Source organism: Ruegeria sp. BC6, from assembly GCF_056539185.1.
On the sequence record NZ_JBQFUM010000001.1, the window covers coordinates 974,354 to 998,854 of the forward strand.

The window sequence follows — 24,501 nt, forward strand, 5'->3', positions numbered from 1 at the left end:
GCCCGTTTTCATTTGAAACCCTAGCTGAAGCGGATTCAGGCCGCCCGCGTATCCGATTGCTGGCGGTTCCACAGCTGGGCATAACGCCCTTCACGGCGCAGCAGTTCGTCGTGGGTGCCCTGCTCGATGATTTCGCCCTTTTCCAGAACGACGATCTGATCGGACTCGGCAATCGTGCTCAGGCGGTGGGCGATGGTGATCACCGTACGCCCCTCGCCGGCGCGGGCCAGGGCATCCTTGATGTCCTGCTCGGTGTCGGTATCCAGCGCGCTGGTGGCCTCGTCCAACAGAAGGATCGGCGGGTTCTTCAACAGCGTACGCGCAATGCCCGCGCGCTGCTTCTCGCCGCCAGACAGCTTCAGGCCACGCTCACCCACCTTGGTCTCGTACCCTTCGGGCAAAGAGGTGATGAAGTCGTGGATCTGAGCGGCCTTTGCGGCGGCTTCGATCTCGGCCTGCGAGGCCCCCTCGCGGCCATAGGCGATGTTGTATCGGATCGTATCGTTGAACAGCACTGTATCCTGCGGCACCACGCCGATGGCAGCGTGCAGGCTTTCCTGCGTCACGTCGCGCACGTCCTGCCCGTCGATCCGCAACGCGCCTTGGGTCACGTCGTAGAACCGGAACAGCAACCGCCCGATGGTGGATTTGCCCGAGCCGGTCGCGCCCACGATGGCAACGGTCTTCCCCCCCGGCACCACCAGAGAGACACCGCGCAGGATCTCGCGGTCCGGATCATACCCGAAATGCACATCGTCCAGTTCGACCCGGCCTTCGGTGATCTGCAGCGGTTTGACGTCTGGCTTGTCCACCACTTCGGCCGGCTGCTCCAGCAGTTGGAACATCTGGCCCATATCAACCAAGGCCTGACGGATCTCGCGATAGACGGTGCCCAGAAAGTTCAGCGGCACGGTGATCTGGATCATGTAGGCGTTGACCATCACAAAATCGCCCACCGTCAACTGCCCGTTCTGCACGCCGATCGCAGCAAGAACCATCACCCCGATCAGGCCACAGGTGATCAGGAAGGACTGACCGAAATTCAGGAAGGCCAGCGAGTATGCCGTTTTCAACGCGGCCTGCGCATAGGCTTTCATCGACACGTCATATCGTTCAGCTTCGCGCCGCTCGGCGTTGAAATACTTGACGGTTTCGAAATTCAGCAGGCTGTCGATGGCACGCTGGTTGGCCTCGGTGTCCTGATCATTCATCTCGCGCCGCAACTTCACACGCCATTCGGTGACCGTGAAGGTGAACCAGATGTACAGCGCGATGGTGACGGCCACCACGACCAGATACCAAACGTCGAACAGCCACATCAGAACCACCGCCACCAGCAGCAGTTCCAGGATCAACGGGCCAATCGAAAACAGCAGAAAGCGCAGCAGGAACTCCACGCCCTTGACCCCGCGCTCGATGATCCGGCTGAGGCCGCCCGTACGGCGGGTCACATGATAGCGCATCGACAGCTGGTGGATGTGCTGGAAGGTTTCCAGCGCCAGCGCCCGCAGCGCGCGTTGCCCCACCGGCGCGAACAGCGCATCGCGCAACTGCTGGAACCCCACCGTCATCATCCGCGCCACGCCATAGGCCACGGTCAGCCCTACGGCGCCCAGCGCGAGCGGCGGCACGCCCTCGCCCGCCAACGCGTCAACCGCGCCCTTGTACAGGATCGGCGTATAGACCGCGATCAACTTGGCCAAAACCAGCATGGCCATCGCGAAGACCACCCGCCGTTTGACCCACGGCTCATCTTCGGGCCACAGGTACGGAGCCACTTTTCGGATGGTCAGCCAACCCGACTTGCGTTCGTCCATCTGTGGCATGTCTGCGGAATGCATAGGCGCAAGTCTTCTCATGTCTGACCCGGAAAGCTTCGAGGCCGGGCGAAAACCCGGCCCCGCAAGACCTAAGCCTTTATTCCGGGATGGTGAAGACCTGACCTGGATAAATCAGGTCGGGGTCTCGGATCAGGTCGCGGTTCGCATCGAACAGGCGGACATACAGAACACCGTCGCCAAAACGCTCTCGCGAGATCGCCCACAGGGTATCGCCCTTTTGCACGGTAACGGACCGGATCGGCGTGCTCTGGTCGGCGCCCGGCACCGCATCCTGCGCCTCGGCCGCCTGCAGAATTTCAACCGGCTCGCGCTTGAACGGCGTTTCCAGACGGCTCAGCACCGTTCCGTCCGTGTCGACTTCGTCAACGCGCAGCGTATAGACACCGGGATCGACTTCTTGGATTTCCCCGCGCCAATCACCGTCCTGCCCTGGCGTGATATCGGCCACCAGCTTGTTGTTCAGATAGAGCCGAACCGCAGCACCCTCGGACACACGGCCGGACAATTGGACATCGCCAGCGTCGGAATAGCCGATCGTATCAAGCGCAACCTGCTCGGGCGACGCGTCTTCGGACGACGGCGACTGGACAAGCTCAACCCCTTCCTCACCGGACCGCAAAACGGCCACCTGCTGGCTTTCGCTGGATTGAGTCTCGGTCGTGGCCTCGGGTGAGGTTGCTTCTTCGTCCTGCGCCCCGGTAACGGTCTCGTCCGCTTGCGCGACCTCGGTGTCCTCTGCGACTGCGGCCGCAGACGGCTGTTCCGCCGTTTCGTCCTGCGCTTCGGTGTCCGTGCTGGCGACTTGCTCGTCCGTAGCGGGTGGCGCAGGCGGCTTGGGCAACGCGGCAATCAGATAGTCATCCGATTGCGCAGACCGGGTACCGTCACCGGCTTCAAGAACCAGACCTCGCGCGGCCTCGCTGAAGGGGATGGTGACGAACTCGGCGAACTGGCCGCTGCCATCGACCGTGAAGCTGTGGATCGGCTCTCCATCCAGCAGGATACGAATTTGACTGCCCGGGTCGCCTTTGCCGGACAGCAGCGCATTGCCGTCGGGCTCCACGAATATCTGGTCGAGCGTCGGAGCAATTGGGGCCGCGTTAGCCTCGGGTGTGGGAGTAGCCTCTGCCGGCTGTTCTTCAACCGTCGCGTCCTGCGCAGTCTGCTCGTCGGTCGCAGTTGTCTCTTCGGCTTCCGCCGCGGTTGTTTCTTCGGTCTCGGTCGAGGTCTGAACCTCGTCCGCGTTGTCAGGTTCCGCAACGACCTGCGAGTCCTCTGCATCCGGGCTTGGTGCCGGTGCGGCGGCTGGCTCAGTCGTCACTTCGCTGGCGCTTGCGGCGACGGCCTCTTTCGTAGTGGACTGTTCAGACTGTGGCGCAGGACCGAAGACACCCGAAAGATACAAGCCCCCGGCGCCAATTACAGCCAAGATACCCGCAAGGATACCCCAGACGAATGCACCCGACCTACCGCTTCCCGATTTGGCGTCCATGTTTTTTCCTTCACTCCGCAGCGCAAATGCCTTGACTCAAAAGCTTTCCGCCGAACGGTTGAGCCAATTTACCAATCCCGCTATCACGGGTCAAAACCTCTGACACAACCCCGGAGTCGCTGTTTGATGTCCCAGAAATCGATCTGTGTGTATTGCGGGTCACGCAATGGCGCGAATTCGGCCTACACAAAGGCCGCAGGCACCTTTGGACGGCTGCTGGCCGCCGAAGGCTGGCGGCTGGTCTACGGTGCGGGTGACGTGGGCCTGATGGGCGAAGTCGCCCGGGCCACGCAAGCGGCCGGAGGCGAAACCTTCGGCGTGATACCGGTTCATCTGCTCCGGCGGGAAGTGGGAAAAACAGATCTGACGCGTTTCGTGGTCACCGAAACGATGCACGAGCGCAAGAAAGTCATGATCATGAATGCGGATGCCGTGGTCGTGCTGCCCGGCGGACCCGGGTCGTTGGACGAGTTGTTCGAGGCACTGACCTGGCGCCAGTTGGGCCTGCATGACAAACCCATTCTGGTGATGAATGTGGACGGATACTGGGACGCGCTTCACACGCTTTTGGATCAGGTGATCGACGCAGGTTTTGCGGATGCCTCCTTGGCCCGTTTCATTACCTGGGTCGACGACGCCGAGTCCGCGATGGACGAATTGCGCAAGTTATTGAAATAATAGGCGTCACGGGCGGCTTCCCCGCCCGTGAGTCCCGAACTAGCTAGATCAGGCGGTCGAGGTGCGCAGTTGGCGTTGCAGCACCTTTTCGACCTTGTGCAGTGGATGATTGGTCAGGGTCTTGTCGACTTCGGCTACGACTTTGGCCAGAACTTCGCTGTGAAGGCGCCGGCGCAGCAGGCCCAGGACCTGTGGGCTGGCAACCAGAACAAGCCGCTTGTACGCGCCCTTCAGCCCTTTTTTGTTGAGCAGGTTGGCCACATCCTGGACGAACAGGGATTTGGCGTGAGTGCGCCAGGTGTCTTCTTCCACCGCAGATTTCTGGTTCGGCCCGGTATCATTTCGCCGTCCCGCCCGATCCGAGGGCTTGCTCCGCGCGGCGAGATGATCATGTTCCTCAACCGATACGACCACCAGATTGGGGTTCTCGGCATCCGTCACGTTTTCAGTGAACAGTGCTTTTTCCCCGTCGGCGATGATGACCCAAGTACCCTGTGCAAGTGCGACCATTGCGATCTCCCGTTGTGGTTTTCGTGGCCGTCCCCCGCCCGAACAAGAACAGCCAACATCTTGCACCCACGGCACAATCCGGCAGCTATTCCCTCATTGTTTTGGTTTTGGCGGTTCTCTCCTCCCGCAACTATCAGCTAATCACTCTTTGGCGTCTTGCAACGGCGCATGCGCGCAAAAGTTGACGTATCGGCAAGTTTCCACCCGAAGCGCAGATCAGGCCGAAATTTCGACAAGCGTAATCTCGGGTGTAACACCAAACCGGACCGGAAGGATCGAGCACCCAATGCCGCCGGAAACTACCAGATCCTTTTCACCTTCGCGCACCGGGCCGTAGGCATAGCGATTGCCAAACCGCGAGGGCACCACGGGCGACCACCCAAACAGTCTGATTTGCCCACCATGCGTGTGACCGGACAGTGTCAAGGCAACGCGATCTGGCACTTGGGGAAATATGTCCGGTTCATGCGCCATCAGGATGACGGGCGCGTCATCGGTAATCTGCCGCAACGTGCCGGACAGATCGTCCAGGCCGCGGTATCGCCCGTTGCCCTCCACGATGGCCAGTTGGTCTTCGAGGCCCGCCAGCCAGATTCCCGGACCATCCAGTTTCTGCGCAGAATTGGACAGGACCGGGATGCCACTCGCGGCCAACGCATCGGCATATAAGTTGGGCCCACCGCCCCGGCGTTGAGCGGCCGTATCATCCCACCAGTCATGGTTTCCCAGCACCGCGAAAACCCCATGGCGCGCGGTCAGTCCGGCAAGAACCGGGGTGATGTCCGCCATCGCGACAGGTTTCGAAACCATCCTGTGGCTGGCGGTGAAATCCCCCAGCAGCAAGACCAGATCGGCATCCAGCGCATTTGTGCGCCTTACGACCTGCTTGATACGCTTTACGGTAACGAATGGCTCGCCGGCATGAAGGTCGGCGATGACCGCGATCCGCAGCGGAGGCGCCGTCCAGTCCGCGCGCTTGAGCTTCCATTTGCGAACCCGCAGCCGCATAGCCGGTTCGATAAAGAACCCGTACAGCGAAACAACAAGGCCTGCCAGCGTCACCGCCAGCAGGCCCTTGATGAACCCTCGTCGGGTCAAGAGTTACATCCGCGATGCAACGTTTTCCCAGTTCACCAGGTTGTCGAGGAAGTTCGAGAGGTAAGCCGGGCGCTTGTTGCGGAAGTCAATGTAGTAGGAGTGCTCCCACACGTCGCAACCCAGCAGTGCCGTCTGGCCGAAGCACAGCGGGTTCACACCGTTTTCGGTTTTGGTAACCGCCAGCGAGCCGTCGGCATTCTTGACCAGCCACGCCCAGCCCGAACCGAACTGACCGGCTCCCGCCGCGCTGAACTGCGATTTGAACTCCTCGACCGAACCGAAGCTTTCAACCAACGCCTTTTCCAGCTCGCCCGGCATCTTCGATTCGCCCGGACCCATCATTTCCCAAAACTGGTTGTGGTTCCAAAGCTGGCTGATGTTGTTGAAGATCCCGTTCTGTGCGACGGCCGACTTGTCATAAGTGCCGACGATGATCTCTTCCAGCGACTTGCCGTCCCACTCGGTCCCGGCGATCAGCTTGTTGCCGTTGTCGACATAGGCCTTGTGGTGCAGATCATGGTGATATTCCAGCGTTTCCGCCGACATGCCCTTGGCTGCCAGCGCGTCATGTGCATAAGGAAGATCAGGAAGTTCAAAAGCCATCTCGGCCCCCTGTAAATTTGTGTTGCGTTCCCAAGGTTAAATGCTTTGGCAACCGCCGCAGGTCAAGGCCCGAGCGCAGAAAACCCGGAGGTCCGCGATGCTGACGCAGGCGCGCAAGATGTTCTACCGTGCTCGCGGTCATTATGCAGGCAACCTGAATGGCGAGGTGTTCCGGCTGGACCCCTACCATTCGAAATTCTGGCGCAAGGCCTCGGCCGGCAACTGGGAGCCCGAAACCTTCGCCGTGCTCGACCGCCATCTTTCGCCAGACCGCGACTATCTGGACATCGGCGCATGGATCGGGCCGACGGTTCTGTATGGCGCGCGCAAGGCCCGGCATGTCTGGTGTTTCGAACCCGACCCGACCGCCTATCGCCACCTGGCCTGGAACCTCGATCTGAACGACATCCGCAACGTCTCGGCCTTTGGCGTGGCTTTGTCCGACCGGTTCGGCGTGGCCCGCATGGCTTCAGTCAGGGGCGAGCGCGGCGACTCGACCAGTTCGCTGCTGCATGACGGCGCGCATGGCACCGATGCCCTGACCATCGCGTGGCACCAGTTCGCTAAAGCGACGGACCTGACAGGGATTTCGCTGGTCAAAATGGACATCGAAGGGGCGGAGTTTGCGGTTCTGCCGACGCTCGCCGACTGGCTGCAGGAGCAGAAGCCAGCCCTGTATCTGTCGCTGCACGCGCCCCTACTGGACGAAAACAACCGCGCCGAACGGGTCGAAGCCCTGCTTGCGACGTTGTCTTTCTACTCGAACATGTACGATGAAGCCGGGCGCCCAATCTCGGCCGAGGACTTGCTGAGCCCGTGCGCTTTGACCCAGTACCGCAGCGTCCTGTTCACGGAATAGAGTTCCGTAAAGGAAACTCTATCCAAACGAGAGTTTGCCCTTGAACACCCGACGACGCGGTGTTCATTTTCCTGTATTGATCATTGAAATTACAGGAAAATTGACTTGCGACTTATTCCGTTTCTCGCTGCGGTCCTGACAGCACAGGCGGCTGCCGCATCCCCCATGGCTTACAAGTGCACGATCACGAAAAAGGATATCCACGGCTGGGTTGCACCCGAATATGCCTTTCAAATCGACCCCGAGGCCGGCACGGCCCAAGCCGCCAGCAACTACCATGACTGGACCAACGCGCAGCTTCGGGATCGTGGGTCCAAGGGCTATCGGATGATCTGGAACGTGACGCTCAAAAGCACCGAAGGTCAGGCCATTCGCATGCGCTATCAGGCGAATCTTGCAACAGACGGTGGGCTGAAGGTGAGCGGCAGTTTCGTGAATGTAGGGGCATCGAACAAACCCTACGGAACCGGCAGATGCGAGGCCGTCAAAAAATGAAAAGCCCCGGTGATGTCCGGGGCTTGTTCTTTCTGCCAAGGTGGGGTCGGGTTCAGTAGAATCCGACCTCGCTGCCGGGCTGCGCCGCAACCTTCAACAGCTTGAACACGTAATCCGCCACCGATCGGAAGCACACCACGCGAAAGGATTCCTCGTCGTCCATCCAGAACGCCCCCGCAACCTGCGCCAGGCGCGTGCGCCGGATCTGGCCGGGCTGGAACGTATCGGACGAGAAATCGACGGGCGCAACCTTGCCCAGCACCTCACGCGCGGTCGGTCCCGAGACCCGGTACACCGCCCGCGCGTCCGAGACATTGACCGCCAAGGCATGCACACCGCTCAGCGCGTCCTGCATGGCGGCCAGTTTGGCCTCGACCTCGGCGTAAGGAACCAGCACCAGCAGCTCGTCCGGCGACATCCAGCAGACGCCGGTTTCGCCATCGACGAAAGCCTCGCGCTGGCCGGGCATCTTCTGGCCGGTGGCATCCTTGACCGCCTTGGTCACCAGCTTGTCGGACAGATCGCCGCGCAGGGTGATCATCCCCTGCAGGCCACATTCCTCGATCCAGGCGATGCCGTCAAAGCTGGCGTAGTTCAGTGCGCTGATGGGTTCAGACATTCTGCTTCTCCCCGTCCTTGTCGTAGAACACCGGGTCCACGATCTTGGCCTTGTAGATTTTGTCGTCGGTGCCCGGGAACTCGATCACCTCTCCCATGCGGTTCGGCCCGTTTTTGACCAGCCCCATGGCGATGCCCCTGCCCAGGTTGGCCGAGTAATAGGTCGAGGTGACGCGCCCGATCATGTTGCGCTGACCGTTGGCGTTCACGCCCTCGCCCACCGCATAGGCGCCGTCGGGCAAAACGGAACCATCCACAGTTTCCAGACCCACCAGCTTCCAGCGGTCCGGATCGGTCATGTGAGAGCGTTCCTGCGCGCGCTTGCCCAGGAAATCCTCTTTCTTTTTTGAGATCGCCCAGTGCAGCCCCAGATCCTGCGGGATCACGGTGCCGTCGGTCTCGTCCCCGATCATGATGAAGCCCTTCTCGGCCCGCAGAATGTGCAGACATTCCGTGCCATAAGGCATCACGCCGAACTCTTTCCCGGCTTCCATCAGAGCGTCCCAGAACGCCTGCCCCTGGCTGGCGGGCACCGCGATTTCATAGGACAGCTCGCCCGAGAACGAGATGCGGTAGGCGCGGCAATCAAAGCCGCCGATCTGGCCGTCGCGCCACTCCATGAAGGGCAGCGCCTCGCGGCTGACATCCATGCCGCCGAGCTTCTCCAGCACCTTGCGGGCATTGGGGCCGACCACGGCGACCTGGGCGTATTGCTCGGTCACGTTGGCGACATAGACCTTCCAGTCCCACCACTCGGTCTGCAGCCATTCCTCCATGTGGGCATGGATGCGCTCAGCCCCGCCGGTGGTGGTGTGGCACAGCCAGGTGTCCTCGTCGATGCGGGCCACGACGCCGTCATCAATCAGGAAGCCGTTTTCCGAGCACATCAGGCCATAGCGGCATTTGCCGACCTTCAGCGTGGACATCATGTTGGTGTACATCATGTCCAGGAACTTGCCCGCGTCCGGACCTTTGACAATCAGCTTGCCCAAGGTCGAGGCATCAAGCAGCCCGAGGTTTTCACGGGTGTTCTTGACCTCGCGGTTCACCGCGTCATGCACGGTTTCCCCGGCTCGGACATAGGCGTAAGGACGACGCCAGTGGCCCACCGGCTCCCAATCGGCACCATTCCGGTCATGCCAGTCATGCATGGGCGTGCGGCGGATCGGCTGGAACACCTCGCCGCGCGCCTCGCCCGCGATGGCGCCCATCGAGATGGGCGTATAGGGCGGGCGGAATGTGGTCGTGCCGACCTTGGGTATCTCGGATTTCAGCGCATCAGCAAGGATCGCCAGGCCGTTGATATTACTCAGCTTACCCTGATCCGTCGCCATGCCCAGCGTGGTATATCGCTTGGTGTGCTCGACGCTTTCATAGCCTTCGCGCGCGGCCAGTTGCACATCCGAGACCTTCACGTCGTTCTGGAAGTCCAGCCACGACTTCATGCGCAGCTGCACCTCGGCCTTGGCAGGCATCAGCCAGACGGCCTGCATGGGCGCTTCGGTCTCGGCCTCGCCCTGCGGTGCCTTGGTGTTCTTCGGCTTGAACCCGGCGGCCTTGGCCGCGGCCTTGCCCGCGGCGTGGGCGTCGGCCAGCACCTCGCCAAGCGCCAGCGGCCCGCTTGTCGAGCCTGCGGCCACGACAAAGCCTTCGCCATTCGCGCCCAGCGGCGGACGGTCGGGGTCGGGGCGGAAATGGGCGTTGGCTTCGTCCCAGATCAGCTTGCCACCGCAATGGGACCACATGTGCACCACCGGAGACCAGCCGCCCGACATAGCGACCGCATCACATTCGACCTCTTCCCGAGCGCCGCCGATGCCTTCCTGGTTGCAGATCGCGACCTTCTTGACCCGCTTGCCGCCCTTGACCTTGGCGATGGCCTTGCCGGGATCGACCCGGATACCGAGGCTGCGCGCCTCGTCCGCCAGCGGCCCGGCCGAGGGACGGGCATCGACGACGCGCAACACATCCACGCCAGCCTGTTTCAGGATGATCGCGGTGCGGTAGGCGTCGTCATTGTTGGTGGCGACGATCACGCGCTCGCCCGGGGTCACGCCCCAGTTGACCACATAGTCGCGCATGGCCGAGGCCAACATCACCCCCGGCACGTCATTGCCGGCAAAGGACAGCGGGCGCTCGATCGCACCGGTCGCCGTAACGACCTGTTTGGCGCGGATGCGCCAAAGGCGGTGGCGCGGGCCCTGGGTGCCCGGTTTGTGGTCGTTCAGACGCTCGTGTCCCAGCACGTAACCGTGATCATAGACCCCAGCCCCCATGCAGCGCGACCGCATGGTGACGTTGCCCATTGTTTCGAGTTCGGAAACCAATTGTTCCACGAACTTATCCACAGGCTCGTCGTTGACGGTGCCGCCGTCGACAGGCGCGCGCCCCCCCCAATAGGCGGTCTGCTCGATCAGCATGACCTTGGCGCCCGATTGCGCGGCGGCTTTGGCCGCCTGCAGGCCCGCAACACCGCCGCCGATCACCAATACGTCGGTGAAGGCATAGAAGTGTTCATAGGTATCCGCGTCGCGGCTGTCCTTATCGGGCGCCTTGCCCAGACCGGCGGACTGGCGGATGAACGGCTCGTACACATGTTTCCAGAACGGCTTGGGGTGGATGAACGTCTTGTAGTAGAACCCCGCCGGCAGGAACCGCGCCAGAGCCGTGTTCACCGCGCCGATGTCATATTCCAGGCTGGGCCAGTGGTTCTGCGAGATCGCGGTCAGGCCGTTGAACAGCTCGGTCGTAGTGGCGCGCTGGTTCGGCTCGAACCGGTTGCCCTGCCCCAAACCGACCAGCGCGTTGGGCTCCTCGGCGCCGCTGGCCACGACGCCGCGCGGACGGTGGTATTTGAATGACCGGCCGACCATCATCTGATCGTTGGCCAGCAGGGCCGAGGCCAGCGTGTCGCCCTGATAGCCGTGCATCGCGGTACCGTTGAATGAAAACGTGACCGGTTTCGACCGGTCGATCAGGCGACCTTGATTTGCGAGACGGGTGCTCATGTTGCGGACCTTTCGCAGGTGGAGGCGCCAAGGCCTCCGGCAGATGTGTTCTTGAAAAGACGAAGCATCAGGAGAACTCTCTCCACGTCCAACCCGGCCGTTTGGCCGAAATCGCATCGCGGATCTCCTTCGGCGGCTCGGTGACCTGGGCCGAATAGGTGCCGAACACCTCGAGCGTGGCGGTGCAGCGCGCGGCATGGAACCACTTGCCGCAGCCGTTGCTGTGGCGCCAGCGTTCGAAATGCACGCCCTTGGGGTTTTCGCGCATGAAGAGATAGTCATGGAAATCGTCGTCCGACGACCCGGGACCGAAGCGTTTCAGATGCGCTTCGCCACCGGCGGTCAGTTCGGTCTCTTCGGCGTCGACGCCGCAATAAGGGCATTTCAGGATCAGCATGTGGCTACTCCTTGCTTGAATTCTTTCGACCACACGCCCAAGTCGAGGGTATGGATATTTTGACCATAATTCTGACCGTTGCAGGCACGCTTGCCTTCTTTGGGCTGATCGCGTTTTTCATTTTCCGGTCTGAGGAAAAGAAGGCCATCAAGCCAAAATCCGACAGCCCGAAAAGTTCTGAGACCATTCACGGAGCACATTGGGGCGACTGACATCAGTGCGCGACCCCGGCGGCGACGCTTTCGTCGATGAAGCGGCCCTCTTTGAACCGGTCCAGCGAGAATGCCTCGGTCAGCGGGGAATGCCCGGTGGCCATCAGCTGCGCCATGCCCCAGCCCGAGCCCGGGATTGCCTTGAACCCGCCGGTCCCCCAACCGCAGTTGATGAAGCAACCGCCCAGCGGCGTCTTGGACAGGATGGGCGAGCGGTCGCCGGTCATGTCCACGATGCCACCCCACTGGCGCAGCATCTTGAGGCGCGAGATCATCGGGAAGGTCTCGACCAGGGCGCGGACGGTTTCCTCGATATGATGGAACGAACCGCGCTGGGTGAAATTGTTGAACCCGTCGGTGCCGCCGCCGATCACCATCTCGCCCTTGTCGGATTGCGACATGTAGCCATGCACGGTGTTGGCCATCACCACCACGTCCATGCAGGGCTTGATCGGCTCGGACACCAGCGCCTGCAGGGCCAGTGCCTCGACCGGCAGGCGGAAGCCCGCCATCTCGGCCAGTTGGCCCGAGTGACCCGCGACAACGATGCCCAACTTGTCACATTCGATGGCGCCCTTGGTCGTCTCGACCCCTGTGACGCGACCGTTTTCAGACCGGACGCCCGTAACCTCACACTGCTGGATGATGTCCATACCCATATTCGAGCAGGCCCGGGCATAGCCCCAGGCCACCGCATCGTGACGTGCGGTGCCGCCGCGCTCTTGCCACAGCGCGCCAAGGACCGGATAGCGCGGGCCGTCGATGTTGATGATCGGGACCAGCTGCTTTACGCGCTCGGGCTCGATCCATTCGGTCTTGACCCCCTGCAGGGCGTTGGCATGCGCCGTACGCTGATAGCCGCGCACTTCGTGCTGGGTTTGCGCCAGCATCATCACGCCGCGCGGGCTGAACATCACGTTGTAGTTCAGATCCTGGCTCAGATCCTCGTACAAGCTGCGCGATTTTTCGTATATCGCCGCCGACGGGTCCTGCAGATAGTTCGAGCGGATGATGGTCGTGTTCCGCCCGGTATTGCCGCCGCCCAGCCAGCCCTTTTCGATCACTGCGACGTTCTGGATACCGTAATTCTTGCCCAGATAATACGCCGTCGCCAAACCGTGCCCGCCGGCACCGACGATGATCACATCATACCGTTTCTTAGGTTCTGGCGAACGCCACGCGCGCTCCCATCCGGTGTGATAGCGCAGCGCCTCTCGCGCTACGGCAAAGGCTGAATAGTGTTTCATGAGCGAATCCGTCCGGTTCGTGATTGGCCGAAGATATGCCGTGCGGCGACAGATTACCCCTGCCGTACAGCGCCGCAATATCGCACTATTGCGACATGTAGGCCATTCGCGGCCATTTGTCCCTTTTTTCCGGGCGCGCGCAGGTCTAAGTGAGGGCAACAATTCCGGAGAGATCATGACATTCTGGGTTCTGCTTCTGCTCTTTGCGCTATCGATCACCGCATTCCTGGCCTTTGGCCTGACCCGAACCCGCCGGCGACAGGAACATCCGGCGGCCTACGATCTGCGGGTGTACAAGGAACAGCTTGCCAGCGTTGACCGCGATCTGGCCCGCGGAGTGATCGCCAAAGCCGACGCCGAGCGAGTTCGGACCGAGATTTCGCGCCGTATCCTGGCCGCCGACGCGCAAATCCGTACCGGTGACGCGACGACCGGGCCGTCGACCACTGCTCGGGTGGCCGCCATCGGGTTCGTTGCCCTCGTGCTGATCGGCGGAGCGTTTGCTCTGTACCGCCAGCTGGGTGCCGCCGGATACCCTGATCAACCGCTTTCAGCGCGCATGGAGATGGCCGCCGAACTGCGTGAGAACAGACCCGGCCAGGAAGAGGCCGAGCAGATGGCCCCGCCCGTCGAAGCGCCTCAGCTTGAAGACAGCTATGCCAACCTTCTGAACCAGCTGCGCACGACCGTGGCCGACCGACCGGACGATCTTCAGGGTCACATTCTATTGGCGCAGCACGAAACCAACGCGAGCAATTTTCAAGCCGGTTATGCGGCCCAACGCCGTGCAATCGAATTGATGGGGGACGAGGCCCCGGCGGACGCCTATTCGAACCTGGCAGAAATGCTGATCCTGGCGGCGGGGGGCTATGTCTCGCCCGAAGCCGAAGCGGCCTTGCGTCAGGCACTGGAACGCGACCCGCAATCGGGACCGGCGCGCTATTACTGGGGCCAGATGCTGCTGCAGATCGGACGGCCGGACCAGGCCTATCGCGTCTGGATGGACACGCTGCGCACGTCGCCACCGGGGGCGCCTTGGGCCAACGCCATTCGCGCCCAGATCGACGAACTTGCCTGGCGCGCCGGCGTGTTCAACGCGCCCGAAATGGCAGATGCTCCGGCAGGTCCGGGCCCCAGCCAGTCGGATATGGAAGCCGCGGCGGAAATGACGCCCGAGGAGCGTCAAGAGATGATCCGCGGCATGGTTGACGGCTTGTCGGACCGGCTGGCGACCGAAGGTGGTTCTCCGCAGGAATGGGCTCGACTGATCTCGGCGCTTGGGGTGCTGGGAGAAACCGAGCAGGCCGCCGCGATCCGCGATGAAGCCGCGACCAAGTTTGCCGAAGACCCTGCCGCGCTTGAACTGATCAACTCGGCCGCGCAGCAGGCCGGCCTGTCGCAATGATCCTGGACGTGTTCGAGGATTTCGCAGCCGCACTGCCCCCGATGCAGGCGCTGATGGGTCTGGACCTGGGCGAAAAGACGATCGGCGTGGCTGTTTCCGACCGCATGCGCGGTGTGGCCAGCCCACTTGAGACCGTGCGCCGCAAGAAATTCAAGCTGGACTCTGCCCGCCTGCTGGAAATCGCTGCCGACCGCGAGATCGGAGGGATCGTTCTTGGCCTGCCCATGAATATGGACGGATCCGAGGGTCCAAGGTGCCAATCAACCCGCGCGTTTGCCCGCAACCTGTCCCAACTGACCGACATCCCGATCGGGTTCTGGGACGAGCGTCTGAGCACAGTTGCGGCAGAAAAGGCACTTTTGGAGGCGGATACGACACGAAAACGTCGCGGACAGGTTATCGACCACGTCGCGGCGGGTTATATCCTGCAAGGAGCGCTGGACAGGCTGCGCTTTCTCTAACGAGCCCGGAGACCGGCGATGACGAACATGATTTGGAAAAGGAACGAGGTTGAAAGCCCCTGTGTCCAGATCTGCGTCGTGCATCCGACCGAGCGTATCTGCACCGGCTGCTATCGCACCATCGATGAAATCACGCGCTGGTCGAAAATGGACAGTTCGGAACGCGCCGAAATCATGAATGACCTGCCTGCCCGCAAGCCTCGCTTGGCCAAGAGACGGGGTGGTCGCGCGGCCCGTCTGGACAAATCCTGACCTTCAAAGGGCTATGTCGGTCTTCCGGCTGTCTTCTTCATCTTTCGCTGTGTCTGCGCATGTCTTCACACCGGACCGTTGCCCGGCCATCAATTCACTGCGGAACAAACGGGTGATTTCCGACTTGCTGGTCTGCGACCGCCGAAGACTGGATTCCTGAAAATCAACTTCGACAGCCGCGCTGGTCATGGATTTTCTTTTCAAAAACTTGATCAGCCGCATACGAGCCTTCCCGAATAAATCTGCGTCGCTGCGGGCCGGTCGAGAGCTCGGGAAAAGGGGGATCGAGCCGTATGACTATGCGTGAGTGAGTGGCGGCCCGCAGCGACGATTTGCGCATACCGGAGTCAGGCTTTTGAGAAAGGGGGAAAACCTGCCGTCGCGCTTCAATTTTTTTACCAATTAGACAAATCAGCCGGAGAGACTCAACAGTTACAATGCCTTCACGCCCCGCGGCTGGGCGAAAAAGACGTAACGTAACAAGTTGGACCGGCCCGCGACAGCGTCAGGTGTCAATCCAGGGTTTGCCCCCGGACGCGCAGCGCGGCCCATTCCTTCGGGCCGCGCGCCATCGTCATCCGGCAGCCAGCCACGCCTTGGCGTTTTCAATCTCTTCGGACGGGAAAAACTGGGTCCGTGTACCCAGAATGTGGCCACCCACGCGCTGCGCGATGTTCTGCCATGCCTTGTCGCCGACGATGGCTGCCCGATCCAGCATTCCCACGTGACCGCGGGCCAGACGGAAATGCGCGGCCAGAGCGGTCAACCCTTGCCAGCCATCGAACTCCCTCAGATCGATCAGCAACCGGAACGCATCCCGGTCGCCCAGGATGGCATCCAGATCGGCTTCGGCCTTTTCGTATTCCTCGGGGTCCAGCTTACCCATCAGGCTGACCTGAACGCATGGCCCGCCCAAATCCACAATGTGGATCGCGCCCAGAGATTCACGGATCCAGCGGCGCGCTTCTTCCAGCTCGGCCAGCTCGAATACCTGCACCGGACAGGGCATCAGCGGCGCAGCCAGGCGCACGCTGGTCTGGACCCATCCCTTGTCTGCGACGACCGCGGCGCGATCGAACCCGCGCCAATGGCTTAGGCCCAGCTTGGTATCTTCCCAAGCAGCGCCCAAATCGTAGCCTTTGAACTCGGGGCCGACGATAACCAGCAGGCGGACGGCGTCATGTTCCGCCAGCGCAGCCTCGATTGCGGGAACCAGAGTGCTTGTGTAATCGGCGCTGGTTACTTCGCCCGACAATTCGATTTCGATCAATGCGCCGTCGGAATTCTTGTGGACCGTAATCATTTTGAGCCTCCAAAGCCAAAGAATGGCAGAAGGTTACGGGGATTCGATCCATTCGGCCACACCGCCCGGCAGCTCGGGCCGGAAATAGGCAATCATCCGTCCGTCCGGCCCCGCTGTTGCCCCCGCCCCCCAAGGCGCGACCCCATGCAGACAATGACGATGCAACACGTAGGTTTCGCCGGGCGAGGCCGACACTTCGATACGCGGGCAGGTTTCGAACACTTCGCGACGAGCGGCCTGATAGGCCTCGGTGATATCGGTCTGCGCCCACTGAGCGCGAGGAACACCGGCCAACGCAGCCAGGAATGCCGCGCCCATGATCCTGTGGCTGCCATCCCAAACGACCAGAGGCGCGGCATCTGCGCTCGCCTGTGTCAGTGGAATACCCAGGACCCATGCGTGAGGTTCGTCGATCTTGCGCCGACGGTCCGGGCCGCCGGGTTTCAGACCATCCACATGCGCCGCGTCGCGCTTGGCCCGGTATCGGGCCGCCGCCTCGTTCTCGCCCCTGCGCGGGCGCGGATAGCCGGGATAGACGACCGAGACCTGCCCCTTGTGCAATTCGATCGTACCATATTGTTCAACCAGAAACGCGACAGCCTGCCCGCTCAATGGGGCTGAGGCGCCGACACGCCCTGCCCCGTCATTGGGCAGAGCATCGACGCCGATAAACCAGGTGCCTTCGCAATCCAACCACTGCCGGTGGGCTGGGTCACTGGCGGCCTGCTGCGCCAGTGGCAGGGCGTGGGCCACCCAGTCGGCTATGGGTTGGTCGTAGGGGAATACTTCCCAACCCCGTGACCAGAAAGGCCTTACCACCCTACTGCCTTGCGCAGCATATTCAGCGCCACCAACGTGAGGAACACGGCAAACACGCGTTTGAGCGGCTTGGGGTCCATCGCATGGGCCAGTTTCACCCCCCAGGGCGCGGTGATCATCGTCATCGCAACAACCACGCCAAAGGCCACAAGATTGACGGCGCCGATGGTCAGCGGCGGACGATGTTCAGCTGCGATCGGCAGAAACAGAAAGCCCAGTACCGAGGGTACGGCGATGATCACGCCAAACCCCGCGGCGGTCGCAACGGCCCGATGGATCGGTGTGTTGTAGAGGCTCATCAGGGGCACACCAAAGCTGCCGCCGCCAATTCCCATCAGCACCGACAGAAACCCGACCAACGGCGAAATCACCAACCGCTTCAGCCCGCCGGGCATGGCATCACCCAGTCGCCATTCGGACTTGCCAAGTCCCAGATAAGCGCCAATCACCATGCCTAGGATACCGAACAGCGCCTGCAACGCTTCGGTGCGCAGGGCCGAGGCGACCAGTACACCCACTATTGCACCGACTGCGATACCCGGACCCCAACCGCGTAGAATATCCCAATCGACGGCGCCTTTCTTGTTGTGACTCAGCGCCGAACGAACCGAAGTCACGATGATCGTGGCCAGTGACGTCGCAAGACACAGCTGCATCAGCTGCGGGCCATCATATCCCAGCGTTTGAAACGCGTAGAAAAAGGCCGGCACCAGAACAATCCCGCCACCGACTCCCAAAAGGCCAGCCAGAACACCGGCCAGCGCGCCGATCACAAGCAAAAGGCCCAGCATCTGGGCCAGCAACATCGTATCGGGCATCCGTCCCCCTTGGTCCCCGGCCCTCGGGCCGTCTTAAACTACCTGCGCCGCCTCGGCATCCGGTGCCACGCGGGACAGCGCGTCCAGAACCACCTCGGGTCCGGCATGGTCTTTGACCGCGCCTTCGGACAAAGCGCGCCTCCAACCACGAGCGCCCGGGCGTCCTGCGAACAATCCCAGCATATGTCGGGTGATCTGGTGCAACCGCCCCCCGCCGGCAAGATACCGATCGATATAGGGCAGCATTTTCATCACGACTTCAACCGGATCCGCCTTTTGCCCCGACCCGTAGATCAGCGGGTCGGCATCGGCCAGAATATCGGTTGGCTGATGATAAGCAGCCCGGCCGATCATCACCCCGTCCAGTCCGGCGTCCAGATGCACCTGGGCTTGGGCCAGTGTCGTGATGCCTCCGTTGATCGAGATGTGGAGATCCGGAAAACCGACTTTCATCCGGTGGACCAGATCGTAGTCCAGCGGCGGTATGTCTCTGTTTTCTTTGGGGCTAAGCCCCTGAAGCCACGCTTTGCGGGCGTGGATCGTCACGCGCTGACAGCCGGCGGCGCGAATCCGATCCAGAAAGTCAGGCAATACGTCCTCTGGGTTTTGGTCATCCACGCCGATCCGGCACTTGACCGTGACATCGACGTCAACAGCATCCCGCATGGAGGCCACGCAATCGGCGACCCGGCCCGCCTCTTTCATCAAGACGGCCCCAAACGTTCCTGATTGAACCCGATCCGACGGGCAGCCGCAGTTCAGGTTGATCTCGTCATATCCGGCCTCAGCCCCCAATGCGGCCGCCTGAGCCAGCTCCTGCGGGTCAGATCCACCCAATTGCAAAGCGACGGGATGTTCCTCGGGGCTATGGTCCAGAAGATGCAGCGCTCCACCCCGTACCAGAGCAGGGGCCGTCACCATTTCCGTGTACAAAAGCGTTTCAGCACTGAGCAAACGGTGCAGATACCGACAGTGCCGATCGGTCCAATCCATCATCGGCGCAACCGACAAGCGCGCAGCGCGAGTGACTTCGCTGCGATCAGCAAGTGCCCGAGATTGAGACCCAGCCATCAGTGCACGTTCCTTTTTGTGGCCCAGACAAAAGTGCGGCGACCGGCCAAGCTGGGTCCGCGCTAGGCGTCTACCACTGTTTGACGCCAGATTTCCACCGTCGGATTGCTAGGCCCGGACGTCCGTTGGAGATTGTTCCGAACGCTGGGCAAAACTGCCGCGCGTCCGGTTGGCGAAAGCCACCAGCGACAGCATCACCGGCACCTCGACCAGAACACCCACCACCGTGGCCAGAGCCGCCCCCGAATTCAGGCCGAACAGGCTGATGGCGACGGCCACCGCCAGTTCAAAAAAGTTCGACGTGCCGATCAGTGCGCAGGGCGCCGCAATCCGGTGCGGCACGCGCAGGGCAAAGGCCGCCGCATAAGCCACCGCAAAGATCCCGTAAGACTGGATCAGGATCGGTACGGCGATCAGCGCGATGACCGCGGGCCGGTCCAGTATCACCTGCCCCTGCAGGCCGAACAGGATGACGACGGTCGTGATCAGTCCGACAACGCCCCAAGGCTTGACCCGGTCGCGGAACGCCTCGATCCGCTCGGCCGAGCCCAGCCGGTTGCGCGTCCAGACACCCGCCGCCAGGGGCAGCGCCACGAACAGGACAACCGACAGGACCAGCGTCTGCCACGGAACCGAAATGTCGGTCACGCCCAGCAGGAAAGCCACGATCGGAGCGAAGGCGAAGACCATGACGATGTCATTCACCGACACCTGCAGCAGGGTATAGTTCTCGTCCCCCTTGGTCAGATGCGACCAGACGAACACCATTGCCGTACAGGGCGCGGCACCCAGCAGGATCAGCCCCGCGACGTATTGCTGGGCATCGGCGGGCGCGATCAGGTCGGCGAAGACGTATTCGAAGAACAGCACGCCCAGCGCGGCCATGGTGAAGGGCTTGATCAGCCAGTTGACCACCAGGGTGATCGCCAGCCCCTTGGGTTGTTTTACCACGTCGCGCAGGCTGCTTGGGTCCACCCCCACCATCATCGGATAGACCATGGCCCAGATCAGCACCGCCACCACCAGGTTGACATTGGCCACCTCGGCCGCCGCGATGGCCTGGACCAAACCCGGCGCGAATGAGCCGATGGCGATCCCGGCGACCATGGCCAGCGCGATCCACAGGGACAGATACCGTTCAAATACACTCATGCAGAGATCTCCGAAGTTGTGTGGGGCTGCAAGCGCCCCGCAGCCAAGGCGGAAAGCGCGACCATGGCGGCCGCCGTCCCCAGCATCAAGGGCAACCCGCCCCATTGATAGGTCAGGCCAGACAGCAGCGTACCCAACAGCCGCCCGCCCGCATTGGCCATGTAGTAGAAACCCACATCCATCGTCACCCGCTCGGCCCGGGTGAAGGCCAGGATCAGATAGGAATGCAGCGAGGAATTCACCGCAAAGACCGCGCCAAAGGCCAGCAGGCCACCCACCAGCGTCAGCGTCAGCCACGGCGCGGGCCCAGAGGACATCAGCGCAGCCACCGTCAGGACGGCCGGCACGCAGGCCAGCCCCCAGGCCCAGCTGCGCGCTGCTGCGAGAAGATCGGCCTCATCCCGCGCCCCTGCCCGCAGCAGACGCGGGGCGGCAGCCTGAACAATGCCGTACAGAATGATCCACAAGGCCATGAACCCGCCGATCAGAAAAAAGGCCGAGCGGTTGCCCGCTTCGCTGCCATCCGACAGCACGGCGTAGAAATAGATCGGTATGCCGACGACGAACCAGACGTCGCGCGCGCCGAACAGGAAGACCCGCGCCGCGGACAGCCAGTTCACATTGGCCGATTTCGAAAAGACCTCGGAAAACTTCGCGCCCTTGCGCCCCTTGGGCAGCCCCGGCGGCATCGCCAGCAGCACCGCCACCAGGATCAGGAACAACACCCCCGCCATGCCCACCACGGCACCCGTGAAGCCGAACCCTGCCAACAAGGCCGCTCCCAGCAGGAAGCCCACCCCTTTGACCGCGTTCTTCGACCCGGTCAGCACCGCGACCCAGCGGAACAACCCGCCACCTTCGGTGGGGGCCAACAGCTTGACCGCCGATTTCGACGACATCTTGGTCAGGTCCTTGGCCACGCCGCTGGCGCCCTGCACGACCATCACGAAGGCGACGGACGCACCGATGGTCCAGCCCGGATCCAACTGCGCTAGCGCCAGCAATGCCAGCACCTGTATCGTCAGCCCCGCGTACAGGGTCGCGGTCAGACCGAACCGCGCGGCGATCCACCCGGCGGCCAGGTTGGTGGCCATCCCGGCGATCTCGTACAGTACGAACAGATAGGCCAGCTGAACCGGCGAAAAGCCCAGCGTGTGAAAATGCAGCAGCACCAGCATCCGCAGGGCGCCGTCGGTCAGCATGAAGGCCCAATAGGCTGCCGTGACGGAGATATAGGCCGACAGCCCGTCCGGACGTTGGGAAGCGCTTGTCAAAGCGATGCCCCGACCATCATCGCGACATCCACCAGACGGTGCGCGTAGCCCATCTCGTTGTCGTACCAGGCATAGACCTTTACCTGCGTTCCGTTCACCACCATGGTCGACGGTGCATCCACGATGCTGGACCGGGTGTCATTGGTATAGTCGGTCGAGACCAGAGGACGCTCCTCATAGCCCAGAATGCCGGCCAGAGGCCCCTCGGCCGCGGCCTTGAACATGGCGTTCACCTCTTCGGCCGTCGTTTCGCGTTCGACCTCGAACACGCAATCGGTCAGCGAGGCATTCAGCAGCGGTACCCGCACCGCATGCCCGTTCAGCCGCCCCGTCAACTCGGGATAGATCAGGGTGATCGCCGTGGCGCTGCCGGTTGTCGTGGGGATCAGCGAGTTCAGCGCCGAGCGCGCACGGCGCAGGTCCTTGGCCGGACGGTCCACGATCGTCTGCGTGTTGGTCACGTCATGAATCGTGGTGATCGAGCCGTGCCGGATGCCCAGGCTCTCGTGGATCACCTTGACCACAGGGGCCAGGCAGTTCGTGGTGCAACTGGCCGCGGTCACGATGCGGTGGCGCGCCGGATCATAGGTGCCCTCGTTCACGCCGAAGACGATATTGGCCGCATCACCATCCTTGACCGGCGCCGAGACCACCACCTTCTTCACACCGGCGTCAAAGTAAGGGGTCAGTTTTGCCTCGGTCTTGAAGACCCCGGTGCAGTCGATGACGACGTCGACGCCCTCAAGCGGCAGATCCGACAGGTTGCGGGTTCCGACAAAGGGCAACCGAACGCCGTCGATGGTGACCGAGTTTTCGTCATGACTGAAGTCGGCGGCCCAGCGGCCATGCACGGTGTCGAACTCCAGAAGATGCGCGTGCATCGCGGGGTCCCCCACCGCGTCGTTGATCCAGGCGATCTGCGCCCCTTTCACAAGCAGGGGTTTCAAGGCCAACTTGCCGATGCGGCCAAGGCCGTTGAGAGCGTAGACGGTCATGCGGTTTCTCCGGTATGGGTCTGGCCGATGTCATCCACGGCCTTCTGAAGGGACATACGGTCTAGGGTTTCGAGCGGCAGCGAGGAAAAGGTCAGGATCCGGTTGCGCAACGCGCCGTAGGCCTGCTGGAAGGCAAGGCTTTTTTGGGCCTCTGTCCCCTCAGCCTTCACCGGATCGGGCATACCCCAATGCGCGCTGACCGGCTGCCCGGGCCAGGCGGGGCAATCTTCGTTCGCAGCCTGATTGCATACGGTGAACACGAAATCGAACTTCGGCGCGCCCGGGGCCTGGAACTCGCCTACATTCTTGGCGCGCAAGTCCGAGATTTCGTGCCCATTCTGCCGCAGCACCTCAAGCGCCGCTGGGTTCAACTGGGACTGCGGACGTGTACCGGCAGAAAACACGTTGAACCGGTCGCCGCCAAGCTGCTTCAACAGGGCCTCGGCGAAAATCGAGCGCGCGGAATTCCCGGTGCATATGAACAATACGTTGTAGGTACGCGGGGCCTTGGCCGCATGCGCGTCAACGCCGTTGAGCGGACTGGGCGCGCAGAGTTCCGGACGCCCACGGCAGCAATCCAGCAGAAGGTAATCGAACGTCTGCCGCACGGCGTCCATATCCACCGAGTAGCGCAAGGACGTCCCGACCCTTTCCTGCGTCACAAGGCCGGCCTGCATCAGCGCGTTTACGTAGTTGGACAGCGTATTCGGCTTGAGGTCCAACGCCATGGCAATCTCGGTCGCGGGTATGCGATCGGGATACCGGCGCATCAACAGCCGGAAAACGGCCAACCGAGCCGGATGACCCAAGGTGGACAGGCGGTCGGGAATCACTTTTTCCATAATTCATGGATATTCGAATTACAGACGAAATCAAGTGCCCGTTTTTGGCGCGTTTAAACCGCAGGCAAGATTTTACGATTCGCCACAAAGATGCCCCTCGCCCAAAACGGAACGACGGGTGAATTGATATTGAAGAAAATGGTGCGGCCGAGAAGACTCGAACTTCCACGGGTGTTACCCCACAGCGACCTCAACGCTGCGCGTCTACCAATTCCGCCACGGCCGCACTGCCTGTGACTTGGTAGGCGGCGTATAGACGCTTGGCAAAAGGATGTGAAGAGGCAAAAGCAACCGCATTGGAATTCCCGGCCCGCAACCATATCTGTGGGGTCACGAAACCCGATGCCACATCGCAGCAGGAGCATCCGATGCCCACACCCGATCCCCGCCCCGTCATCCAAGTCGACATCGTGTCCGATGTCGTATGCCCATGGTGCATCGTCGGGTTTCGTCAGCTTGATCTGGCGCTGGAGCAGGAGAACGTGCTGGCGCAGCTCCGGTGGCACCCGTTCGAGCTGAACCCCACTATGGGTCCGGATGGCCAGAACCTGCGAGAGCACATCATGGAAAAGTACGGCTCGACCGCCGAGCAGAGTCAGCAGGCCCGAGACCGGTTGACCGCGCTGGGTGCAGATTTGGGTTTCACGTTCAATTTCAATGATGACAGCCGCATAGTGAACACCTTTGCTGCGCATCAACTTTTGGACTGGGCCGAGACGCAAGGCCGGCAACACCCGCTGAAGCTGGCCTTGTTCAAGGCCTATTTCACAGATCAGCGGGATGTTTCGAAAATTGAGGTATTGCTGGATGCCGCTCAGACCGCTGGCCTCGACCCAGACGCCGCCCGCGCGGCGTTGGAGTCGGGCGCGCATACAGGCCCGGTACGGCAAAAGCAACAATTCTGGACCAGCCGAGGCATCACCGGAGTTCCGGCAATGGTTTTCGGCGGCAAGTACCTGCTGACGGGTGCGCAGGGCACCGAGACCTACACTCAGGTCCTGCAGCGATGCCTAGCCGAAGCCGCCTAACCTCTTTCGCTTGGACAGCAGGA

Annotated in this window: 26 protein-coding genes and 1 tRNA gene; 8 read left to right on the top strand and 19 right to left on the bottom strand. The window is 61.9% G+C overall.

Translation table 11 applies throughout. The features are described 5' to 3' along the window. Positions 1 to 35 precede the first annotated feature (35 nt). The gene (locus ACR0MM_RS04830) at positions 36 to 1,841 is read right to left on the bottom strand and encodes an ABCB family ABC transporter ATP-binding protein/permease (protein WP_480694725.1); all 1,806 of its coding nucleotides are present in this window, start codon (positions 1,839 to 1,841) and stop codon (positions 36 to 38) included. A gap of 76 nt (positions 1,842 to 1,917) precedes the next feature. Beyond that, entirely contained in the window at positions 1,918 to 3,333 is a 1,416-nt protein-coding gene (locus ACR0MM_RS04835) for a LysM peptidoglycan-binding domain-containing protein (protein WP_480694727.1), read from the bottom strand. Between the two features lie 126 nt (positions 3,334 to 3,459). Between ACR0MM_RS04835 and ACR0MM_RS04840 the strand changes: the two genes are divergently transcribed. Next, the gene (locus ACR0MM_RS04840; RefSeq protein WP_170338492.1) at positions 3,460 to 4,011 is read left to right on the top strand and encodes an LOG family protein; all 552 of its coding nucleotides are present in this window, start codon (positions 3,460 to 3,462) and stop codon (positions 4,009 to 4,011) included. Positions 4,012 to 4,059: 48 nt separating this feature from the next. Here the strand turns inward: ACR0MM_RS04840 and ACR0MM_RS04845 are convergent, their stop codons facing one another. The 3 genes from ACR0MM_RS04845 to ACR0MM_RS04855 form a co-directional block, all read right to left on the bottom strand. Beyond that, positions 4,060 to 4,521 (bottom strand): host attachment family protein, encoded by a 462-nt coding sequence (locus tag ACR0MM_RS04845; RefSeq protein ID WP_170338489.1) that lies wholly within the window; start codon positions 4,519 to 4,521, stop codon positions 4,060 to 4,062. A gap of 216 nt (positions 4,522 to 4,737) precedes the next feature. Continuing rightward, positions 4,738 to 5,619: a metallophosphoesterase gene (locus ACR0MM_RS04850; protein ID WP_480694729.1), complete on the bottom strand. Its 882-nt coding sequence runs from the start codon at positions 5,617 to 5,619 to the stop codon at positions 4,738 to 4,740. A 3-nt stretch (positions 5,620 to 5,622) separates the two neighbouring features. After that, complete coding sequence (locus tag ACR0MM_RS04855; protein WP_093962459.1) at positions 5,623 to 6,222, bottom strand: superoxide dismutase; 600 nt, start codon at positions 6,220 to 6,222, stop codon at positions 5,623 to 5,625. A gap of 97 nt (positions 6,223 to 6,319) precedes the next feature. Between ACR0MM_RS04855 and ACR0MM_RS04860 the strand changes: the two genes are divergently transcribed. Further along, positions 6,320 to 7,081, top strand: coding sequence for an FkbM family methyltransferase (locus ACR0MM_RS04860; RefSeq protein ID WP_480694731.1), 762 nt, complete (start codon positions 6,320 to 6,322; stop codon positions 7,079 to 7,081). 105 nt (positions 7,082 to 7,186) lie between these two features. Beyond that, entirely contained in the window at positions 7,187 to 7,576 is a 390-nt protein-coding gene (locus tag ACR0MM_RS04865) for a hypothetical protein (protein ID WP_480694733.1), read from the top strand. Between the two features lie 52 nt (positions 7,577 to 7,628). On the opposite strand, the gene ACR0MM_RS04870 is transcribed toward ACR0MM_RS04865, so the two are convergent. The 3 genes from ACR0MM_RS04870 to ACR0MM_RS04880 all read right to left on the bottom strand — a co-directional run bounded on the left by ACR0MM_RS04870 (position 7,629) and on the right by ACR0MM_RS04880 (position 11,599). After that, on the bottom strand, positions 7,629 to 8,195 hold the full coding sequence (locus ACR0MM_RS04870) for a sarcosine oxidase subunit gamma (protein ID WP_480694735.1): 567 nt from the start codon (positions 8,193 to 8,195) through the stop codon (positions 7,629 to 7,631). Then, positions 8,188 to 11,202, bottom strand: coding sequence for a sarcosine oxidase subunit alpha family protein (locus ACR0MM_RS04875; protein WP_480694737.1), 3,015 nt, complete (start codon positions 11,200 to 11,202; stop codon positions 8,188 to 8,190). The genes ACR0MM_RS04870 and ACR0MM_RS04875 overlap by 8 nt, the downstream gene beginning before the upstream one ends. 67 nt (positions 11,203 to 11,269) lie before the next feature. Beyond that, entirely contained in the window at positions 11,270 to 11,599 is a 330-nt protein-coding gene (locus tag ACR0MM_RS04880; protein ID WP_170446575.1) for a sarcosine oxidase subunit delta, read from the bottom strand. Between the two features lie 11 nt (positions 11,600 to 11,610). On the opposite strand from ACR0MM_RS04880, the gene ACR0MM_RS04885 reads away from it, so the two are divergent. Next, positions 11,611 to 11,811 carry a hypothetical protein gene (locus ACR0MM_RS04885; RefSeq protein WP_480694739.1) on the top strand — a complete coding sequence of 67 codons (201 nt, stop codon included), beginning with the start codon at positions 11,611 to 11,613 and terminating at the stop codon, positions 11,809 to 11,811. A gap of 2 nt (positions 11,812 to 11,813) precedes the next feature. On the opposite strand, the gene ACR0MM_RS04890 is transcribed toward ACR0MM_RS04885, so the two are convergent. Further along, the gene (locus ACR0MM_RS04890) at positions 11,814 to 13,058 is read right to left on the bottom strand and encodes a sarcosine oxidase subunit beta family protein (RefSeq protein ID WP_170446577.1); all 1,245 of its coding nucleotides are present in this window, start codon (positions 13,056 to 13,058) and stop codon (positions 11,814 to 11,816) included. 175 nt (positions 13,059 to 13,233) lie between these two features. Here ACR0MM_RS04890 and ccmI point away from each other — a divergent pair, with 175 nt between their 5' ends. The 3 genes from ccmI to ACR0MM_RS04905 are packed head-to-tail and all read left to right on the top strand — an operon-like array spanning position 13,234 to position 15,176. Further along, complete coding sequence (gene ccmI / locus ACR0MM_RS04895) at positions 13,234 to 14,463, top strand: c-type cytochrome biogenesis protein CcmI (RefSeq protein ID WP_480694742.1); 1,230 nt, start codon at positions 13,234 to 13,236, stop codon at positions 14,461 to 14,463. Continuing rightward, positions 14,460 to 14,924: a Holliday junction resolvase RuvX gene (gene ruvX, locus ACR0MM_RS04900; protein WP_475144363.1), complete on the top strand. Its 465-nt coding sequence runs from the start codon at positions 14,460 to 14,462 to the stop codon at positions 14,922 to 14,924. The genes ccmI and ruvX overlap by 4 nt, the downstream gene beginning before the upstream one ends. A gap of 18 nt (positions 14,925 to 14,942) precedes the next feature. Then, positions 14,943 to 15,176 carry a DUF1289 domain-containing protein gene (locus tag ACR0MM_RS04905; RefSeq protein WP_170337967.1) on the top strand — a complete coding sequence of 78 codons (234 nt, stop codon included), beginning with the start codon at positions 14,943 to 14,945 and terminating at the stop codon, positions 15,174 to 15,176. A gap of 3 nt (positions 15,177 to 15,179) precedes the next feature. On the opposite strand, the gene ACR0MM_RS04910 is transcribed toward ACR0MM_RS04905, so the two are convergent. The 10 genes from ACR0MM_RS04910 to ACR0MM_RS04955 form a co-directional block, all read right to left on the bottom strand. Next, entirely contained in the window at positions 15,180 to 15,398 is a 219-nt protein-coding gene (locus tag ACR0MM_RS04910) for a hypothetical protein (RefSeq protein ID WP_480694744.1), read from the bottom strand. A gap of 352 nt (positions 15,399 to 15,750) precedes the next feature. After that, positions 15,751 to 16,479: a SpoIIAA family protein gene (locus ACR0MM_RS04915; protein WP_170337963.1), complete on the bottom strand. Its 729-nt coding sequence runs from the start codon at positions 16,477 to 16,479 to the stop codon at positions 15,751 to 15,753. A gap of 33 nt (positions 16,480 to 16,512) precedes the next feature. Next, a complete protein-coding gene (locus ACR0MM_RS04920; protein ID WP_480694746.1) occupies positions 16,513 to 17,232 on the bottom strand; it encodes a hypothetical protein in 720 nt (239 codons plus the stop codon). A 59-nt stretch (positions 17,233 to 17,291) separates the two neighbouring features. After that, positions 17,292 to 18,116 (bottom strand): sulfite exporter TauE/SafE family protein, encoded by an 825-nt coding sequence (locus ACR0MM_RS04925; protein ID WP_480694748.1) that lies wholly within the window; start codon positions 18,114 to 18,116, stop codon positions 17,292 to 17,294. Between the two features lie 33 nt (positions 18,117 to 18,149). After that, positions 18,150 to 19,187 (bottom strand): tRNA dihydrouridine(20/20a) synthase DusA, encoded by a 1,038-nt coding sequence (dusA, locus tag ACR0MM_RS04930; protein ID WP_480694750.1) that lies wholly within the window; start codon positions 19,185 to 19,187, stop codon positions 18,150 to 18,152. Between the two features lie 108 nt (positions 19,188 to 19,295). Further along, positions 19,296 to 20,339, bottom strand: a complete 1,044-nt coding sequence (gene arsB / locus ACR0MM_RS04935) for an ACR3 family arsenite efflux transporter (protein WP_480694752.1) — start codon at positions 20,337 to 20,339, stop codon at positions 19,296 to 19,298. After that, positions 20,336 to 21,613: an organoarsenical effux MFS transporter ArsJ gene (arsJ, locus tag ACR0MM_RS04940; protein ID WP_480694754.1), complete on the bottom strand. Its 1,278-nt coding sequence runs from the start codon at positions 21,611 to 21,613 to the stop codon at positions 20,336 to 20,338. The genes arsB and arsJ overlap by 4 nt, the downstream gene beginning before the upstream one ends. Then, positions 21,610 to 22,608 (bottom strand): ArsJ-associated glyceraldehyde-3-phosphate dehydrogenase, encoded by a 999-nt coding sequence (locus ACR0MM_RS04945; RefSeq protein WP_480694756.1) that lies wholly within the window; start codon positions 22,606 to 22,608, stop codon positions 21,610 to 21,612. Before ACR0MM_RS04945 ends, arsJ begins: the two co-directional genes overlap by 4 nt. Further along, complete coding sequence (locus ACR0MM_RS04950) at positions 22,605 to 23,450, bottom strand: arsenate reductase/protein-tyrosine-phosphatase family protein (RefSeq protein WP_170449514.1); 846 nt, start codon at positions 23,448 to 23,450, stop codon at positions 22,605 to 22,607. The genes ACR0MM_RS04945 and ACR0MM_RS04950 overlap by 4 nt, the downstream gene beginning before the upstream one ends. Positions 23,451 to 23,589: 139 nt before the next feature. Then, positions 23,590 to 23,676: transfer RNA gene (locus tag ACR0MM_RS04955), tRNA-Leu, on the bottom strand. A 142-nt stretch (positions 23,677 to 23,818) separates the two neighbouring features. Here ACR0MM_RS04955 and ACR0MM_RS04960 point away from each other — a divergent pair. Beyond that, the gene (locus ACR0MM_RS04960; RefSeq protein ID WP_480694758.1) at positions 23,819 to 24,478 is read left to right on the top strand and encodes a DsbA family oxidoreductase; all 660 of its coding nucleotides are present in this window, start codon (positions 23,819 to 23,821) and stop codon (positions 24,476 to 24,478) included. The last annotated feature ends 23 nt before the right edge of the window (positions 24,479 to 24,501 follow it).